This is a genomic window from Dyella sp. 05T440 (assembly GCF_056395965.1).
Genome location: NZ_JBFTKN010000003.1, coordinates 184,348 through 202,098 on the forward strand (window position 1 = coordinate 184,348; position 17,751 = coordinate 202,098).

Consider the following 17,751-nt stretch of genomic DNA (forward strand, 5'->3'; position numbering starts at 1 on the left):
GAAGGAATGACGGACCGCGTGCTGACCGAACTCATGTCCCCTCCCGCTGCCCTATCGCTGCTGTCATGGATTGGCCTGGTGCTGGCCGGGTGCACCACGGCCTATGCGTGCCTGAGCCTGTGGGCCTGGTTCCGCTGCGAGCGCCGCAACCAGCATCCGCGAGCGGATGTGAACGATCAGGCAAGCCGCCCGGTGAGCGTACTCAAGCCGCTGCACGGCGCCGAGCCCGGCCTCTACGAGAACCTGAAAGGTTTCTGCAAGCAAACCCACGCGCATTACGAAATCCTGTTTGGCGTGCGCGATCCCGAGGATCCGGCGATTGCCGTGGTGCAACGTTTGCAGCGCGAATTTCCCGAACGCTCGATGGCACTGGTGATCGATCCCACGGTCCACGGCGCCAACCTCAAGGTCAGCAACCTGATCAACCTGCTGGCGCAGGCGCGTTACGACTGGCTGGTGCTGGCCGATGCCGACATCAGCGTGGCGCCGGATCATCTGGCGCGCGTCACCGCACCGCTGAACGATCCGGGCGTGGGCATCGTGACCTGTCTTTATCACGGCGTGGTACGCGATGGATGGACAGCCCGCCTGGGTCGGCTCTTCATCGACGACTGGTTTGCGCCTTCCGTACGTCTGGCGCACGCCTTCGGTTCCACCCGCTTCGCCTTCGGCTCCACCATTGCCTTGCGACGCCACACACTGGACGCGATCGGTGGCCTGGCGTCGCTCAAGGACACGTTGGCCGACGATTTCTGGCTGGGCGAGCGATCGCGCCAGCAAGGCTTGCGCACCGTACTGAGCGACGTGGTGGTCGGCACGCAGGTGAACGAAAACCAACTCTCCCAGCTGTGGTCGCATGAAATGCGCTGGCTGCGCACCATTCGCGCCATATCACCGGCCGGATTCACCTTCAGCTTCGTGTGCTACAGCTGGCCACTGCTGGTGCTGGCCTTGTTGCTCTCGCCCACGCTGCCTTGCCTGATCGTGGCCGCGCTGGGAGTCCTGGCACGCCTGTGGCGCTACCTCGTGTCCTGGCCAAGCACCGCAAGATCCAACCGTTGGCAGGACCTGTGGCTCACCCCTTTTCGCGACACACTGTTGCTGCTGGAATGGGCTGGCGCACTGGTCCACTGGCGAGTGGACTGGCGCGGCCAGATCTTGCATGCGCGCGACCATGCGCCATCGCGCTATCCTTGAACAAGTGGTGACTGGTGTGTTGAACAACTCATTGCGGACAACTGCAGGAGCTTGGCAATCCATGAAGACGCTTTTTCTGCAAGCCCCTTCGTTTGACGGTTTCGATGGCGGCGCGGGCTCGCGCTACCAGGCCAAACGCGAGATCAAGAGTTTCTGGTATCCCACCTGGCTCGCCCAGCCGGCGGCACTCGTCCCCGGCTCGCGCGTGCTGGATGCGCCGGTGGAAGAATTGTCGGTGGAAGCAACGCTGGACATCGCCGCCGAATACGACCTGGTGATCATCCACACCAGCACGCCATCGTTTCCCACCGATGCGAAATTCGCCGAGCTGATCAAGCAGCGCCGTGGCGACATCCTGATCGGCATGGTGGGCGCCAAGGTGGCGGTGGAACCCGATGCCTCCTTGCTCGCCTCGCCCGCGATCGATTTCGTGGCGCGCGAAGAGTTCGACTACACCTGCAAGGAAGTGGCCGAAGGCCGCGCCTTCAAGGACATCGCCGGCATCAGTTACAAACTGATCGACGGCAGCGTGCAGCACAACCCCTCGCGCGCCACCATCGAGCAGATGGACGACCTGCCCTTCGTGGCTCCCATCTACCAGCGCGACCTGAAGATCGAGCGTTACTTCATCGGCTATCTGCTGCATCCCTACGTGTCGATCTACACCGGCCGCGGCTGCCGCTCCAAATGCACGTTCTGCCTGTGGCCGCAGACCGTGGGCGGCCATCGCTATCGCGTGCGTTCGGCGGCCAACGTGCTGGCCGAGGCGAAGTGGATCAAGGAGAACATGCCGGAAGTGCGCGAGCTGATGTTCGACGACGACACCTTCACCGACAGCTCGAACATGGATCGCGTGCACGAGATCGCGCGCGGCCTGCACGCCATGGGCTGGACCTGGAGCTGCAACGCCAAGGCGAACGTGCCGTACGAGTCGCTGAAGATCATGAAGGAAAACGGCCTGCGCCTGCTGCTGGTGGGTTATGAGTCGGGCGACGACCAGATCCTGCACAACATCAAGAAGGGCTTGCGCACGGATATCGCGCGCACCTTCACCGAGAACTGCCGCAAGCTGGGCATCACCGTGCATGGCACCTTCATCCTGGGCCTGCCGGGCGAAACCAAGGAAACCATTGCGCGCACCATCGCCTACGCCAAGGAAATCAATCCGCACACTATCCAGGTGTCGCTGGCGGCGCCTTATCCGGGCACGACGCTATACAAGCAGGCCATCGAAAACGGCTGGCTGGAACACAACACCGCCGCCAATACGGTCAACGACAAGGGCGTGCAGCTGGCCATGATCAGCTACCCGCACCTGTCCAAGGAAGAAATCTTCCACGGCGTGGAAACCTTCTACCGCAGCTTCTATTTCCGCCCGTCCAAGATCTGGGAGATCGTGAAGGAAATGGCCGGCAGCTGGGAGATGACCAAGCGGCGATTGCGCGAAGGCGTGGAGTTCTTCCGCTTCCTGCACGCGCACGAGGCATGACGGCGCGACCCGTGCGTTACCGATGACCGAAGCACCCGCATCCGCGCGCCCACGACTGATCGTGACGGCCGATGATTTCGGCCTGCACCCTGCGGTCAATCACGCCGTGGAACGCGGATTCCGGGAAGGCGTGCTGCGTGCTGCCAGCCTGATGGTGACGGCACCCGCCGTCGCCGATGCGGTGGCCCGCGCCAAGCGCCTGCCCGGCCTCGCGGTGGGTTTGCATCTGGTGCTTGCCGACGGGCTGTCGGCCCTGCCGCCGTCGCAGATTCCCGAACTGGTCGACGCGCGCGGACGCTTCGGCGACGATATGGTGCGCGACGGCTTTCGGTTTTTCTTTCTGCCCTATGTGCGACGGCAGCTTGAAGCAGAGATCCGCGCGCAGTTCGAGGCGTTTGCCGCGACGGGCTTGCCGCTCGATCACGTCAACGCACACAAGCACTTCCATCTTCATCCGACGGTACTTTCCTTGATCCTTTCCATTGGCCGCGAGCACGGCTTGCGCGCGGTACGCTGGCCGGCCGAACCCGGCTCCGGTCCCTGGCTCAAACCCTGGCTGGCGCTGATGCGCTTCCGTTTGCGCCGCGCCGGCATGCGATCGAACGACCATGTCTTCGGCATCCGGCACACTGGCGCCATGGACGAACAGGCGTTGCTGGATGTGCTGCAGCGGCTGCCCCGCGGCCTGAGCGAGCTCTACCTGCATCCGGCCACGCACGGCGAACTGACTCCCACCATGGCGAACTATCGCCACGCCGACGAACTGGCCGCACTGCTGTCGCCCCGTGTGCGGCGCGCCGTGGCCGAACACTGCCAGCTTTGCAATGGCTTCAGCGATCCGGCGGCGGCATGAAATATTTCGTTTATCTCGCCGGCGTGCTCGGCCTGGTGGCCGCCATCATCCTGGTAACGCACCAGAACTGGTCGGCCATCGAGGACGCCTTCGACCACGCCGGATGGGCCCTGCTGTGGCTGCTGCCGTTCCACGCGCTGCCCTTGTTGCTGGACGTATTCGGCTGGCGCGCCCTGATCGCTCCCAGCGATCCGCACGGACGCGCCCGCGTGCCGTTCCTGTTCTGGGCCGCCACGGTGCGCGAAGCCTGCAATCGACTGCTGCCGGTGGCCAACGTGGGCGGCGAAATCGTCGGCATCCGGCTGGTCAAATGGCGCGGCCTGGAAGGCGCACCGGTGGCTGCGAGCGTGATCATCGAGGTGCTGTTGACCCTGGTGAGTCAATACATCTTCGTGGCCCTGGGCCTGTTGCTGCTGATCGGCATGGCAGGCCATATCGGCACGCTCAATTCGGTGATCTGGGCGGTGATCGCCACGCTGCCGCTGCCGATCGGGCTGGTCTGGTTGTTCCGTCACGGGCAGGTCTTTTCACGACTGGAGGCCTTTGCGGAAAAGCTGCTCGGCGGGCCTTCTCGGTTCACCGAGCTGCTCGACGGCGCCCGTCTGGACGACGAAGTGCGCAAGCTGTACGGCAAGCCCGCACGCCTCACGATCGCTTGCGCCTGGCAGGTCGCAGGCTTCGTGGTGGGCAGCTTCGAAAGCTGGCTGGCGCTGTATCTGCTGGGCTATCCCATTTCCGTTTGGGACGCGATTGCCATCGAGGCGACCACGCAGGCGGTGCGCCACATCATCTTCTTCGTGCCAGCGGGACTGGGCGTGCAGGAGGGCGGCCTGGTGCTGTTCGGCAATATCATCGGCCTGCCCGCGGACGCTGCGATCGCCTTGTCGCTGGTCAAACGCGCACGTGAGGTAGGCTTTGGCGTGCCTGCGCTATTGTCGTGGCAGTGGGCGGAAGCACACCGCCTGCACCGCCGCTGGCTGTCGCGCCGCAAGCCATCACTGGCCGATGCACCAGACCGGAAGTTGTCGTAACACCACGAGGTGAAACCGTGTCCCATGACGCCGTAGCCGCCGCCGACCACAGCATGCGCCACTGGGCTGGCAACGAACCGGGACGCATCAAGATCGGTTCCGATGCCCACAAGCGGCTGTTCTGCCGGATGATCCTGGACACGCACAACCCGTATAAGCCGGCCGTGATCGAATGGCCGGCGCTGGATGCGGACACCTTGCATCGCATCACCTCGCTGCCGATCTGGGATATCGCCGTGCAGACCGAGGGCAAGGCCAAGCTGCGCGTGGCGACCTATACGAATACCGTCACCGATCCGCTGCTGCATGAAGCGCTGACCATGGATGGCGATGAGGAAGCGCGCCACAAGGTGGTGTTGAGCAAGATGGTGGCGGCCTACGGCATCACCCTGGCGCCCGAGCCCGAATACGAAATACCGAAAGATTCCGAATGGGGCTGGCTGGTCACCGGCTACAGCGAATGCATCGACAGTTTTTTCGCCTTCGGCCTGTTCGAGTCGGCCAAGCGCACCGGTTATTTCCCGGCCGAACTGGTGGACACGTTCGAGCCGGTGATGCAGGAAGAGGCGCGCCATATCCTGTTCTTCGCCAACTGGGTGGCGTGGTATCGCAAGCAGTTGCCGTGGTGGCGGCGCCCGGCGTTCGAGCTGAAAGTGCTGCGGGTGTGGCTGTTTCTGATCTGGGAACGCATCGGCATCGCCAAGGGCCTGGACAACAACGGCGAGATGCAGGACGCCAACTTCACCATCACCGGTCATCAGCAGATTGGCCTGGACCTGAAGATCGGCGAGTTGCTGGACATGTGCCTGGCGCAGGACAGTTTCCGCATGGGCGGCTACGACGAGCGCCTGCTGCGGCCCACCTTCGTGCCGCGCATGGCCCGCATGGCCCGCCGTTTCATGCGCTCCTACAACAAGCAGACTAGCGATGCAGACTGAGAAACCCCTGTGGGAGCGCACCCTGTGCGCGAACGCATCGCGCTAGCGATGCAAGCTAAACCATGCCACCGCATCTTCCAGCGCCAGCCGCACCGGCCCTGCCGCATAACCCAACTCCCGCTCCGCCTTGGCACTGCTGAAGTACATCCGCTTGCGCGACATGCGCACCTCTTCCACGGTGGCGATCGGCGGCTTGCCCGTCATGCGCGCCCAGGCCTCTGCCATGTACGCCACCGGCATCACCGCGCCATGCGGCAGGCGCCAACGCGGCGGCGTGCCGCCCACGATCTCGGCAATCTCGAACAACAGCTCGCGCAGGCTCATGTCCGCGCCGCCCAGGATGTAGCGCTCGCCCACCACGCCGTGCTTGAACGCCAGCCAGTGCCCATCGGCGACGTCGTCCACATGCACGACGTTGAGCCCGGTATCCACATACGCCGGCATGCGACCGGTCATCGCGTCGCGCACGACGCGCCCGGTGGGCGTGGGCTTGATGTCGCGCGGTCCGATCGGGGTGGAGGGATTGACGATCACCACCGGCAATCCTTGCGCCGCGAAACCGGCGACGACTTGCTCGGCAAGAAACTTCGAGCGCTTGTAGTGACCGAGCATATCGGCCAGCGATACCGGCGTGGTTTCACTGCCAGGCGTACCGTCCCTGGGAATGCCCAGCGTCGCCACGCTGCTGGTATAGATCACGCGCGGCACACCGGCCTGCCGCGCCGCCTCGAGCAAGGCGCGCGTACCTTCGACATTGGTCTGATACAGCTCCTGCGGATGCGGCGCCCACAGCCGGTAATCGGCAGCGACATGGAACAAGGCATCGCAGTCGTCGCAAATCCTTGCCAGCGACGTGGCGTTGGTGAGATCGCCTTCGACGATCTCCACGTCCAGGCCCTGCAGGTTGCGCCGGTCGGAACCGGCGCGGGCCAGCACGCGCACATGATGATCCTCGCGCAGCAGCCGCCGCACCACGGCGGAGCCGACGAATCCGGTGGCGCCAGTAACTAGCGACCGCACGGAAGCAATACCAAGGTATACACGACCATCGCCAGCCTGGACCCTGGACACATAAGGCAGTCGTTCCCTGAACTCGGGGAGGAGTGGGAGGTCATTATGTACGAACGACGCAGACATCGGCGCGTGCGGCAACGGTAGTCGCATCGGCGCCACCGGCACCAGTGCCTGTCCGGTCGGCGTCCGCTTTCCCCAGGCTTTCAAAGCGTATCCACGCGTCTCTACGAATCGATGACATTCGCTTTGATCAGATGGGCGGCGTCTCTCACAGACAGGGTGATACCATGCCGATGTCGCTGGATTCTCTGTATGTGAATACTAAGAAGGCCGAGGCATGCCCATGTTTGAAGCGAAACACGCCGCTGCGATCGCCCCAAGCAACGCCGGCGCTTACCAGGAAGCCATTCTTCCCAAGGTGTCACGAACCTTTGCCCTGACGATTCCGCAATTGCCACCGGCATTGCGCGACGTCGTGGCCAACGCGTACCTGCTCTGTCGCATCGCCGACACCATCGAAGACGAACCCGCGTTCAGCGCGGAAGAAAAAGGCCGCTACGAAAAAGCCTTCGTCGACGCCGTGACCGGGCGCATCGACGCACGCGAATTCGCCGCCCACATCGCGCCGCGACTTTCCGACGCCACTTCGGAAAGCGAACGCGACCTGATGTTCCGGCTGCCGCTGGTGCTGGAAATCACCGAATCGTTCAATCCTGTCCAGCACGACGCCATCGTCGAATGCCTGCGCGTGATGTCGCAAGGCATGCACGATTTCCAGCGCGTGGTCGGCCTGCAAGGACTGGACACGCAGCGCGACATGGATCGCTACTGCTATCACGTCGCGGGCGTGGTCGGCGAGATGCTGACCAAGCTGCTGATCGATTTCGAACCGGAACTGGTGCCGCAGACGCGGACTCTGATGCGCCTGGCCATTTCGTTTGGCCAGGGCCTGCAGATGACCAATATCCTCAAGGACCAGTGGGAAGACCGCAGCCACGGCGTGTGCTGGCTGCCGCACGATGTGTTTGCGCGCCACGGCGTGGAGCTGCAGGACCTTAGTGCCGGCCAGCAGGATGCGCACTATGCCGACGCCATGATCGAGTTGATCGGCATCGCGCACGCGCATCTGTGCCGCGCGGTCGAGTACACGCTGATCGTGCCGGCGCGCCACGCCGGTTTCCGGCGCTTCTGCCTGTGGAGCATCGGCCTGGCCGTGCTCACGTTGCGCAATCTGCAGGACAGGCTCGACTTCTCCTCCGGCACGCAGGTAAAGGTGTCGCGTGCTGCCGTCGCGCAGACCATCGGCTTGACGCGCCTGAGCGACAAGTACGATCCGGCCGTACGCTTTCTGTTCGGCGCGGCGGCGCGCAAGCTGCCGCTCACGCCCCTGGCAGCGGAGTGGGACGTGCCCCAGGCCGGCAACGCCGCCTGGCCGTGGCGACGGACATCGCAGTATAAAAACGCGCGATCGCTATGACGGATTCACCAGCCACCGTCGCCGACCCTGCCCCGCCCAACACGCGTCAACCGACTCTCGATCCCGGCCTTGTCGATCCGGATCGCATCGACCGGGCCATCGATCGGGCGCGACAGGCCCTGATGGCGCGTCAGCGCGCGGACGGTCACTGGTGTTTCGAATTTGAAACGGACTGCACGATTTCGTCCGAGTACATCCTGATGATGCATTTCATCGACGAGATCGATGAGGTGCTGCAGGAGAAGCTCGCGCGCTACATCCGCCTCAAGCAGCGCCTGGATACCCACGGCGGCTGGCCGCTCTACCACGACGGTGCGCTCGACCTGTCGTGCACGGTGAAGTCGTATTACGCATTGAAGGCGGCAGGCGATTCACCCGACGCGCCGCATATGCGCCGTGCGCGCGAGGCGATCCTCGCCAAGGGTGGCGCAGCGAAAAGCAATGTGTTCACGCGCATCCTGCTCGCCATGTTCGGCCAGGTGCCCTGGCGCGCCGCGCCGTACGTGCCGGTGGAAATCATGCTGTTCCCCCGCTGGGCGCCGTTCCACCTGGACAAGGTGTCGTACTGGGCGCGCAGCACCATGGTGCCGCTGTTCATCCTTTGCACAATGAAGGCGAAGGCCAAGAATCCGCGCCAGGTCGGCATTGCAGAACTGTTCGTGACGCCGCCGGAGCAGGAACGCCACTACTTCGCCACGGGCGGTGGCTTCATCAGCAAAGTGTTCCTGGTGCTGGACAAGCTGGGTCGCGCCTGCGATCCACTGATTCCCGGCAGCCTGCGTCGCCGGGCGGTGCAGCGGGCCGAGCAATGGTTCGTTGCCCGACTCAATGGCGAAGATGGCCTTGGCGCGATCTTTCCGCCCATGGTCAACGCACTCGAAGCGATGGATCTGCTGGGCTATGCGAAAGACCATCCCGCCCGCGCCACTTGTTTGCGTTCACTGCAGAAACTGATCGTGCAGCGCGATGACGGCACGGCGTATTGCCAGCCCTGCGTGTCGCCCGTGTGGGATACCGGCTGGTCAGCCATCGCCTTGCTGCGAGCTTCGCCGGATGATGCGACGCAAGAGGCGGTCACCCGCGCCATGGCATGGTTGGCGCCGTTGCAGGAACTGGAACTCAAGGGCGACTGGGCCGTGCAGGCGCCCGATCTGGCGCCTGGCGGATGGGCTTTCCAGTACGCCAACGCGTACTTTCCCGACCTCGACGACACGGCCGTGATTGCCGCGCTGATGCATGTGGCGGTCCGCGGCACGCCGCGTGAAGGCCAGTATCGCGATCGCATCGAGCGCGCGGCAGACTGGCTGGTCGGCATGCAGTCGGACAATGGCGGCTTCGCCTCGTTCGACCGCAACAACACGCACTATCACATCAACGAGATTCCCTTCGCCGATCACGGTGCCATGCTCGATCCGCCCACCGAAGATGTGTCGGGACGCGTGCTGGCCTTGCTGGGCATCCTCAATCGCCCGCAGGACAAGCCCGCCATCGAACGTTGCATCGCCTACCTGCGTGCTGCGCGCCTGCCGGATGGCTCGTACTGGGGGCGCTGGGGCACCAATTACATCTACGGGACCTGGTCGGTGCTGGCCGGCCTCGCGCTCGCAGGCCAGGACATGCAGCAGCCATGGATACGGCAGTCGGTCACCTGGTTGCTGTCCAGGCAGCATGCCGACGGCGGCTGGGGCGAAACCAACGACAGCTACTTCGATGCCGCACTGCGTGGCAGCAACGGCGGCGTAAGCACGGCGCACAGCACGGCCTGGGCCTTGCTCGGGCTGTTTGCGGCGGGCGAACACACGTCGGAGGCAGCGCATCGCGGTATTCGCTGGCTGCTGGATCAGCAGCAGGCGCCGGGCGGGCCCGAGGCCGATCTCTGGTATCACCCCAGCTTCAATGCACCGGGATTTCCACGCGTCTTTTTCCTCAAATACCACGGGTACACCGCGTATTTTCCGCTATGGGCACTCAGCCGCTATCGCCAGCTGCTTGCGAACTCACCGCCGACGCCGTGATGCCGGGCTCGGTGGGTATCGTGACAGCGCTTGCTTCGGAGGCGCGCACGCTCACGCGTCGACGGCTGCGTGTGCGCACCGCGCTGGCTCTGGAACATGGCGGCGCGCTGTGGCTCTCAGGCATGGGCCAGGATGCGGCGCGGCAGGCGGCCCTGGGTTTGATCGCGTCGGGCGCGACGGCCCTGGTGTCGTTCGGCGTGGCCGGTGGTCTTGCCCCCGGTTTGCGCAGCGGCACGTTGATCTGCCCGTCCTGCGTGCTCGACGAGCGCAGCCATGATTACCTGCCCGATGCCGCGTGGCGTGCCTCGATCATCCGCCGCCTTGCCGCCACGCAGCTGCCCCGCGTGGATGAAGGCACACTGCTGAGCCTACCCGTGCCGCTGCTCAGCGTGGCGGAAAAAGGCGCGATGCGCGAACGCCACCAGGCCTTGGCCGTCGACATGGAAAGCGCAGCGATTGCCGCGGTGGCCGGCGAGTACCGCATACCCTTCGTCGTGTTGCGAGCCATCGTCGACGAGCGTGACGACAACCTGCCGGTCGAACTGCAAGCTGCGATCGACGCCTGGGGGCGGCCGCGTCCGGCTCGCCTGCTAGCGACCTTGCTGCGACACCCGCATCTGTTCGCCGAACTGCCCGGACTGGTCGCGCGCATGGGCAAAGCCACGCGCAGCTTGCGCATGGCGGCCAACGTGGCCGGCATCGAACTGGGACGTAACGTACCCCAGCCCTGTTAATCTCACCCTGTATTCGGATGTCAGGCCTGGCCTCGACGTGCGGCCGGCGGCATCAAAGCCTGGAGGTCCGACGGCGTGTTCAGAGCGATCCACAAAGGCCTGGTCTGGATGGTCGACCGCAGCGGTCGACATCACTTCATCGTGTTGCTGTTGTCGGCGCTATTGGTCGTACTAAGCCTGTGGGGCGCATCCCGCTATCTGAGCATCGATACCGATGCGGATCATCTGTTTTCGGAGAAGCTGGCGTGGCGCCAGCAAAGCCGCGCCTTTGCACGCCAGTTCCCGCAATTCAGCGACACTCTCACCGCGGTGGTGCGCGCACCCACGCCGGAAGAAGCACGCATTGCGGCTCAAGCACTCAATGCCAAGCTGCAGGCGGACAAGCAACACTTCCACTCCTCCTCGACGCCGGGCATCAGCCCGTTCTTCAATCGCGAAGGGCTCCTGCTGCTGCCGCAGGACGAGCTGGAAAGCACGCTGGACAGCATGCTGCAGGCGCAGCCGCTGCTGGGACCGCTGGCCAAGGACACCTCGGCGCGCGGCCTGTTCAACGGCATCGACCTGATGGTGGAAGGTGTGCGCCGGGGCCTCGCCAACGATCTCTCTTCCTATGACGCCGCGCTCGGCAACGTGGCGCAGACCATGGAGGATGCGCTGGCCGGCAAGCACGCACCCCTCTCATGGCAGGCGCTGTTGACGCCGGACCTGGTGAGCAGCAGCGGTGGGCAGGAGTTCATCCTGATCCATCCGGTGCTCGATCACACCGCACTGGAACCCGGCGACGCAGCGACGCAGGCCATGCTGCGCCTGGCCGACGAGTTGCCCGAAGTGAAATCCGGGCGCGTGCGCATCAACTACACCGGTTCGGTGCCCTTGGCCGACGAGGAGTTTGCATCGCTGACGGATCGCGCCGGCCCCATCGCCATCGGCAGCAGCCTGTTGCTGGTGTTCTGGCTGGTGTTGGCGCTGGGCACCTGGCGCTTGATCGTGCCGGTCATCATCACCTTGATCGTCGGCTTGATCTATACGCTGGGCTTTGCCGCGTTTGCGGTGGGGCGCCTCAATCTGGTGTCAGTGGCATTTGCGGTGCTGTTTGTCGGCCTGGCCGTGGATTTCGGCATCCAGTTTGGCGTGCGCCTGCATGCCCGCCAGTACAGCGATCGAACCTTCGACGACTCGCTGCATGAAACCGCTCACCGCGTGGTCAGCCAGGTGGGTCTTGCGGCGCTCGCCACGGCCTGCGGCTTTCTGGCCTTTGCGCCCACCGATTTCACCGGCGTCGCCGAGCTCGGCATCATCGCCGGCGTAGGCATGCTGCTGGCGCTGCTATGCACGCTCACGGTGCTGCCCGCCCTGCTGCGCCTGTTGTCGAAGGGCTCGCCCCATGCGGAAGTGGCGCTGCCCGGCGGCGTCGCTGCCGATGGCTGGCTGCAACGCAACCGCAAGGCGGTGCTGGTGACGTTCGGCGTGCTCGGCGCCATCGGCGCCTGGTGTGCCATCACCATACCGTTCGACGCCAATCCGCTGCACACCAAGAGTGCGCGCAGCGAGGCGATGCGCACGCTCACCTCGTTAATGGAAGATCCCAACACCAACCCCTTCACCATGGACATCCTGGTGAAGGACCTGCCAGCTGCCAAGACACTGAGCGAGCGACTGGGCAAGTTGCCGGAGGTGGCGCAAGTGGTGTCCGGCGTCGACTTCGTGCCAACCGGCCAGCAGGACAAGCTCGATCAGCTGCAGCAAGCCTCCGACCTGATGTACGCCGTGCTCAATCCCGGCGAGAAGACCGCGCTGCCCAGTTACGACGAGATGCGCCAGTCGGCCAAGGACACCAGCGAAGGCATCGCCAGCGTGGCCGACAAACTGCCGGCGAATTCGCCGCTGCGACGCATCGGCAAGGCACTCGCCGCCCTGGCCAAGGGCAGCGATCAGCAAATGGCAACGGCCAATCAGGCGCTGACCGAGTTTCTGCCTTACACACTCAACCAGCTGGCCGACTCGCTATCGGCCACGCCCATCACCATGCAGAGCCTGCCGGATGAACTCAAGCGCGACTGGTTCGCCCCGGACGGACGTGTGCGCGTGCAGGTGACGCCCACCGCGAAGGCGCAGAGCACCCTGGGTCTGCGTCGCTTTGTGCAGGCGGTGCAGCAGGTCGCGCCGGACGCGGCGGGTTCCGCCGTGGACACGATCAAGGCCGCCGACACCATTCTGATCGCATTCCGCGAAGCCGCGATTTACGCCACGCTGGCCATCGCCATCGTGCTGATCCTGGTGCTGCACCGCGCGCGCGACGCCGGCATGGTGCTGGCCACCCTGCTGATGTCGGCCCTGCTCACCGCGCTGCTGGCGCGGCTGTGCGGCATCTCCATCAACTTCGCCAACATCATTGCGCTGCCGCTGCTGCTGGGCGTGGGCGTGTCGTTCAACGTGTACTTCGTGATGAACTGGCGCCAGGGCATGCAGCTGTTCCTGGGCTCGCCCACCGCACGTGCCATCCTGTTCTCCGCGCTCACCACGGGCACAGCCTTCGGCAGCCTCGCCATCGCCCGCCATCCGGGCACGGCCAGCATGGGTACGGTGCTGCTGCTGAGCCTGCTTGCGGTGTTGCTGTCCACCTTCGCCTTCCTGCCCGCGATGCTCTACTCCGTCGGGCAGTGCAAGCAGCCCCTCAGCCAACCATGACCTTGGTTTTCCCATCGCCGGAGTCGATGCATGTTGCCTAGCCGTCGTTTTCTCATCGCTGGACTTGCCCTGCTGTTGAGCGTCAATGCAAGCGCCCACGCCATCCTGGTGGACAGTACGCCCAAGGCGCACGGCAATGTGCCCGCAGGGCATGTGGCGCTCACGCTGAGCTACAACAGCAAGATCGACCAGATGCGCTCGCGACTGGTCTTGATCGCACCGGACAAGAGCGAAACGCCGCTCACCATCATCGCCAACGACAGCAAGCCCAATGAACTGGCAGCGGCGGCCGAGGTGAAAGCTGGCGCGTATGTGGTGCGCTGGCAGGCACTGGCACTGGACGGCCACATCACGCGCGGCGACCTGCCGTTTTCCGTGACGGCAACGCCCTGAGGCAGCCCGCCTTTCGCACTGAACCCGCGCACCAGCGCTGACCAACGGACATCCCGTGGCTCTCCTCGTCGATATCTTCGGCTACCTGAGCATCATCCTGCATGGGTTGGTGGTTGTCGCCCAGTCCATGATGCTTGGTGGTTTGCTGTTCCTGGTTTTTCTGCTGCATCCGCTGGCATCGCAACTCGCGCAAGGCGAACAGCTCGAACAACGTGTCGCTCGCCTGGCGCGCTGGAGCGCGTGGGCGCTGCTGCTGTGTGAATTGGCGACGACAGCACTGCAGGTGTCCGTGCTGATGTCCACCGTCGAACTGCCCTTGGGCAATGTCATGCAGGCATCGTTCGCGGTGGCGGCCAGCATCAAGATGCTTTGCGCGCTGGTCATCGCGCTGAACCTCAGGCCATCCACGCTGACGCAGGCGTATGGGCGATGGCTGCTTATGCTGGTTGGCCTGATCGAGCTTGGTGCCGCGACCATGACCACGCATGCCTATGCGCGCCTGCAAGACAGCGCGCTATTGCTGGTGGCGGAAGGCCTGCATCAGTTCGGCGCGGCGATCTGGATTGGCGCGATTCCTAGCTTTGTGCTCGTGCTGCGGCGGCTGGACGACGCGGAAGGATTGCGACGGATCGGCACCGGCTTCTCGCGCATGGCCATGCTGGGCGTCGCCTGCATCCTCGTATCCGGCATCACCATGTGGGTGTACTACGTGGGCGATATGCAGGGCTTTTACGGCACGGCCTACGGCGTGATGGTGGGCGCCAAGATCGCCATGTTCATCGGTTTGCTGGGTTTGGGGCTGGGCAATCTTCTGGTGAACGAGCGCCTGCGCAAACGACACGATGCATCGGTGATCCGGCTGCGTCGCTTTGCCGAGGTGGAAATTGGTATCGGCTTCACCATCTTCTTCGCGGCGGCATCGCTGACCTCGGTGCCGCCCGCCGTCGACCTCACGACCGATCGCGTGAGCCTGCACGAGATTGCCGAGCGCAACGCACCGGCGTGGCCGCGACTGGACTCGCCCGATCACGACATGCTCGCCATCTCGCAACGGCAGGCGCAACTCGACCACGACGCACGACGCGACAACCACGAGGCGGAGGCCGCCACGATCCCTGGCTCGGGCATCCTGCCGCCACGCAATGCCCAGGACATCGCGTGGTCGGAATACAACCATCACTGGGCCGGCATCTTTGTGTGCCTGATCGGTTTGCTGGCCCTGCTCGGCAGCGCCGGCGTGCGCTGGGCGCGCCACTGGCCGCTGCTGTTCCTGGCCATGGCCGGCTTTCTGCTGGTGCGTTCGGACCCGGAAGTGTGGCCACTGGGGCAAACCGGCTGGTGGGCCGCGTGGCGCGACGTGGAAGTGGCACAGCACCGCTTCTTCGTCGTGCTTATCGTGCTGTTCGGCACGTTCGAATGGGCCGTGCGCACGGGGCGTTGGAAGAGCGGGCGCGCCGCCCTGGTCTTTCCGCTGCTGGTCGCGGTGGGCGGCGCGATGCTGCTGACCCACAGCCATCAGATTTCCAACGTGAAGGACCAGCTGCTGATCGAATTGACCCACACGCCGCTTGCGCTCGCCGGCGTCACCGCCGGCTGGGCACGCTGGCTTGAAATACGCCTGCCTGGACGCGGTGGGCGAATCGCCGGCTATGTCTGGCCGGTGTGTTTCCTGCTGATCGGCGTGATCCTGCTGTGGTACAGCGAGGCCTGATCGCCTCGCTCGCCGTCAACGGATGCGGTGCACGATGGTGTCGGCAAGGCCCAGCAGGTGCGCCGCGCGCTCACCAAGCGGCAGCAAGGCGACACGCGCACGCTCACCCAGCTCCTCAGCCAGTGCCCGCGAGGCTTCGAGGCCGAGCAGCGATACATAGGTGGGTTTATGGTCCTGCGCATCTTTGCCAGGCGTCTTGCCCAGCGTCGCCGCATCGGTGGTCACATCGAGTATGTCGTCGACCACCTGAAAGGCGAGACCCACCGCGCACTGATACTGGTCCAGCGCGGCGTGCAGGTCCGGCGACATCGGTGATGGCCCGGCGTGCGCGCCCATGAAGATCGACGCACGCAGCAAGGCGCCGGTCTTGAGTCGATGCATCCGCTCCAGTTGCTCGCGCGCCAATACCTGGCCGACGCTGGCCAGGTCGATCGCCTGTCCGCCGACCATGCCCTGCGAACTGCTCGCGCTCGCCAGCTCCTTCAGCAGCGCGACTTTCTGAGCGGCCGTCGCCGGAAGCTCGCCGATCACAGCGAACGCCTGCGCCTGCAGACCATCGCCCACGAGTACGGCCATCGCCTCGCCGTAGCGCACATGCACGGTGGGCAGGCCGCGGCGCAGCAAGTCGTTGTCCATCGCCGGCAGGTCGTCGTGCACCAGCGAGTAGGCGTGAATCATCTCGATCGCGCTTGCGGCGCCATCGAGCGTTGCCGGTTCGGCGTCCACCAACTCACCCGCGGCATGACACAACAGTGCGCGCAACCGCTTGCCGCCGCCCAGCGTGGCATAACGCATGGCCTCGTGCAGCGTTGCAGGCTCGACATCGGACGCAGGCAGATATCGCTCCAGCGCCTGCTCGGTGCGTTGCACGATTCGCGGCATCCACCCTTCCAACGGTTCCACGCCCGTGGGCGCATGAGGTGTGGCAGGCCAAAGTTGAACAGCTTCACTCACGGGTACGACTCCACATCACATCAATGAATCGCCACGACCGCGGACGCCGCCGGCAGCTGCGCCACGAACTGTCGCGCGGTGGCGCGGGCAAGCTCGTCGCCGGCGAGGATGTCTTCCAACGACGCGAAAGGCGCGAGCGCCGGCAGTTGCTGCAGCGCCCGCTCGATCACGCAAGCAATATCGGTAAAGCGGATCTGCCCATGCAGGAACGCATCGACAGCGATCTCGTTGGCGGCATTGAGCGTGACGCTGGCAGTGCAACCGTCACGCAGCACCTGCAGGCCAAGTCGAAGACACGGGAATCGCTCCAGATCGGGCACCTGAAAACTCAAGTTGGCCATGCGCGTGAGATCCAGCGCGGCCACGCCCGAATCGATGCGCTCGGGATAGGCCATGGCATGGGCAATCGGCGTGCGCATATCCGGATTGCCCAGCTGCGCCAGCACCGACTGGTCCGCATACGCCACCATCGAATGAATCACGCTCTGCGGATGGATCAGCACCTCGATGCGCTCGGGTGGCATATCGAACAGCCAGCGCGCCTCGATGACTTCCAGCCCCTTGTTCATCATGGTGGCCGAATCGACCGAGATCTTGCGCCCCATCACCCAGTTGGGATGCTTGCACGCCTGGTCGGGGGTGACGTCGTCGAGTGTGTCCAGTTCGCGCTGCAGGAATGGACCGCCCGACGCGGTGAGGATGATGCGTTCCGCGCCGCCACCCGCGCACATGTTGGTGCTCAGGCACTGGAAGATCGCGTTGTGTTCGCTGTCCAGCGGCAACAGCGTGGCACCGTGCTGCGCGACGGTGCGCATGAACAGCGCGCCGGACATCACCAGCGCTTCCTTGTTGGCCAGCAGGATCTTTTTCCCTGCGCGCGCTGCCGCCAGCGATGAGGCCAGGCCGGCCCCACCCACGATGGCCGCCACCACGGTGTCGCAGGCGGACGCGCTGGCAACATCGATCAACGCCTGCGGTCCGTACGCCACCGTGGTGGAGAGACGTGCGGCTCGCAGTTTCTGTTCGAGTTCCGCGGCGCCGTCGGCATCACCGACCACGGCCACCTCGGGAAGAAACGCCACGCATTGCTCGAACAGGCGATCGATGCGCTGGTGAGCGGTCAGCGCGAACACACGGAAGCGATCCGGGTGGCGCGCCGCCACGTCCAGCGTACTGGTACCGATAGAGCCGGTGGAACCGAGGATGGCCAGGCGCTGCCTACTCATCACTGGATCTCCCGCGCGACCGCTGGCTGGG

General features: G+C 64.7%; 14 protein-coding genes. 11 read left to right on the forward strand and 3 right to left on the reverse strand.

Going from position 1 to position 17,751, the window contains the following annotated elements; genetic code table 11:
• Positions 1-33: 33 nt before the first annotated feature.
• The 5 genes from hpnI (at position 34) to AC1DE1_RS05255 (ending at position 5,508) form a co-directional block, all read left to right on the forward strand.
• Positions 34-1,197: a bacteriohopanetetrol glucosamine biosynthesis glycosyltransferase HpnI gene (hpnI, locus tag AC1DE1_RS05235; protein WP_477175594.1), complete on the forward strand. Its 1,164-nt coding sequence runs from the start codon at positions 34-36 to the stop codon at positions 1,195-1,197.
• A gap of 61 nt (positions 1,198-1,258) precedes the next feature.
• Positions 1,259-2,686: a hopanoid biosynthesis associated radical SAM protein HpnJ gene (hpnJ, locus tag AC1DE1_RS05240; protein ID WP_477175595.1), complete on the forward strand. Its 1,428-nt coding sequence runs from the start codon at positions 1,259-1,261 to the stop codon at positions 2,684-2,686.
• A 22-nt stretch (positions 2,687-2,708) separates the two neighbouring features.
• Entirely contained in the window at positions 2,709-3,539 is an 831-nt protein-coding gene (hpnK, locus tag AC1DE1_RS05245; RefSeq protein ID WP_477175596.1) for a hopanoid biosynthesis-associated protein HpnK, read from the forward strand.
• Entirely contained in the window at positions 3,536-4,570 is a 1,035-nt protein-coding gene (locus tag AC1DE1_RS05250; protein WP_441602267.1) for a lysylphosphatidylglycerol synthase domain-containing protein, read from the forward strand. The genes hpnK and AC1DE1_RS05250 overlap by 4 nt, the downstream gene beginning before the upstream one ends.
• Positions 4,571-4,587: 17 nt before the next feature.
• Positions 4,588-5,508, forward strand: coding sequence for a ferritin-like domain-containing protein (locus tag AC1DE1_RS05255; RefSeq protein WP_477175597.1), 921 nt, complete (start codon positions 4,588-4,590; stop codon positions 5,506-5,508).
• Between the two features lie 42 nt (positions 5,509-5,550).
• Here AC1DE1_RS05255 and hpnA read toward each other — a convergent pair whose 3' ends face one another.
• Positions 5,551-6,528: a hopanoid-associated sugar epimerase gene (gene hpnA / locus AC1DE1_RS05260; RefSeq protein WP_477175598.1), complete on the reverse strand. Its 978-nt coding sequence runs from the start codon at positions 6,526-6,528 to the stop codon at positions 5,551-5,553.
• Positions 6,529-6,859: 331 nt separating this feature from the next.
• On the opposite strand from hpnA, the gene AC1DE1_RS05265 reads away from it, so the two are divergent.
• The 6 genes from AC1DE1_RS05265 to AC1DE1_RS05290 all read left to right on the forward strand — a co-directional run bounded on the left by AC1DE1_RS05265 (position 6,860) and on the right by AC1DE1_RS05290 (position 15,540).
• Positions 6,860-7,999 carry a phytoene/squalene synthase family protein gene (locus AC1DE1_RS05265; protein WP_477178320.1) on the forward strand — a complete coding sequence of 380 codons (1,140 nt, stop codon included), beginning with the start codon at positions 6,860-6,862 and terminating at the stop codon, positions 7,997-7,999.
• Positions 7,996-10,014 carry a squalene--hopene cyclase gene (gene shc / locus AC1DE1_RS05270; RefSeq protein ID WP_477175600.1) on the forward strand — a complete coding sequence of 673 codons (2,019 nt, stop codon included), beginning with the start codon at positions 7,996-7,998 and terminating at the stop codon, positions 10,012-10,014. The genes AC1DE1_RS05265 and shc overlap by 4 nt, the downstream gene beginning before the upstream one ends.
• A 20-nt stretch (positions 10,015-10,034) precedes the next feature.
• On the forward strand, positions 10,035-10,748 hold the full coding sequence (locus AC1DE1_RS05275; protein WP_441602272.1) for a phosphorylase family protein: 714 nt from the start codon (positions 10,035-10,037) through the stop codon (positions 10,746-10,748).
• A gap of 75 nt (positions 10,749-10,823) precedes the next feature.
• On the forward strand, positions 10,824-13,436 hold the full coding sequence (locus AC1DE1_RS05280; RefSeq protein WP_441602273.1) for an MMPL family transporter: 2,613 nt from the start codon (positions 10,824-10,826) through the stop codon (positions 13,434-13,436).
• Between the two features lie 30 nt (positions 13,437-13,466).
• Entirely contained in the window at positions 13,467-13,829 is a 363-nt protein-coding gene (locus AC1DE1_RS05285) for a copper resistance CopC family protein (protein ID WP_441602274.1), read from the forward strand.
• Between the two features lie 55 nt (positions 13,830-13,884).
• Positions 13,885-15,540, forward strand: a complete 1,656-nt coding sequence (locus AC1DE1_RS05290) for a copper resistance D family protein (RefSeq protein ID WP_477175601.1) — start codon at positions 13,885-13,887, stop codon at positions 15,538-15,540.
• A 15-nt stretch (positions 15,541-15,555) separates the two neighbouring features.
• On the opposite strand, the gene AC1DE1_RS05295 is transcribed toward AC1DE1_RS05290, so the two are convergent.
• The gene (locus tag AC1DE1_RS05295) at positions 15,556-16,422 is read right to left on the reverse strand and encodes a polyprenyl synthetase family protein (protein WP_477175602.1); all 867 of its coding nucleotides are present in this window, start codon (positions 16,420-16,422) and stop codon (positions 15,556-15,558) included.
• A gap of 92 nt (positions 16,423-16,514) precedes the next feature.
• Positions 16,515-17,720, reverse strand: coding sequence for a 1-deoxy-D-xylulose-5-phosphate reductoisomerase (ispC, locus tag AC1DE1_RS05300; RefSeq protein ID WP_477175603.1), 1,206 nt, complete (start codon positions 17,718-17,720; stop codon positions 16,515-16,517).
• Between the last annotated feature and the right edge of the window lie 31 nt (positions 17,721-17,751).

Coding starts and splice junctions, on each gene's coding strand:
- hpnI (WP_477175594.1), top strand. CDS start 34: ATGTCCCCTCCCGCTGCCCTATCGCTGCTGTCATGGATTGGCCTGGTG.
- hpnJ (WP_477175595.1), top strand. CDS start 1,259: ATGAAGACGCTTTTTCTGCAAGCCCCTTCGTTTGACGGTTTCGATGGC.
- hpnK (WP_477175596.1), top strand. CDS start 2,709: ATGACCGAAGCACCCGCATCCGCGCGCCCACGACTGATCGTGACGGCC.
- AC1DE1_RS05250 (WP_441602267.1), top strand. CDS start 3,536: ATGAAATATTTCGTTTATCTCGCCGGCGTGCTCGGCCTGGTGGCCGCC.
- AC1DE1_RS05265 (WP_477178320.1), top strand. CDS start 6,860: ATGCCCATGTTTGAAGCGAAACACGCCGCTGCGATCGCCCCAAGCAAC.
- shc (WP_477175600.1), top strand. CDS start 7,996: ATGACGGATTCACCAGCCACCGTCGCCGACCCTGCCCCGCCCAACACG.
- AC1DE1_RS05285 (WP_441602274.1), top strand. CDS start 13,467: ATGTTGCCTAGCCGTCGTTTTCTCATCGCTGGACTTGCCCTGCTGTTG.
- AC1DE1_RS05295 (WP_477175602.1), bottom strand. CDS start 16,422: ATGCCGCGAATCGTGCAACGCACCGAGCAGGCGCTGGAGCGATATCTG.
- ispC (WP_477175603.1), bottom strand. CDS start 17,720: ATGAGTAGGCAGCGCCTGGCCATCCTCGGTTCCACCGGCTCTATCGGT.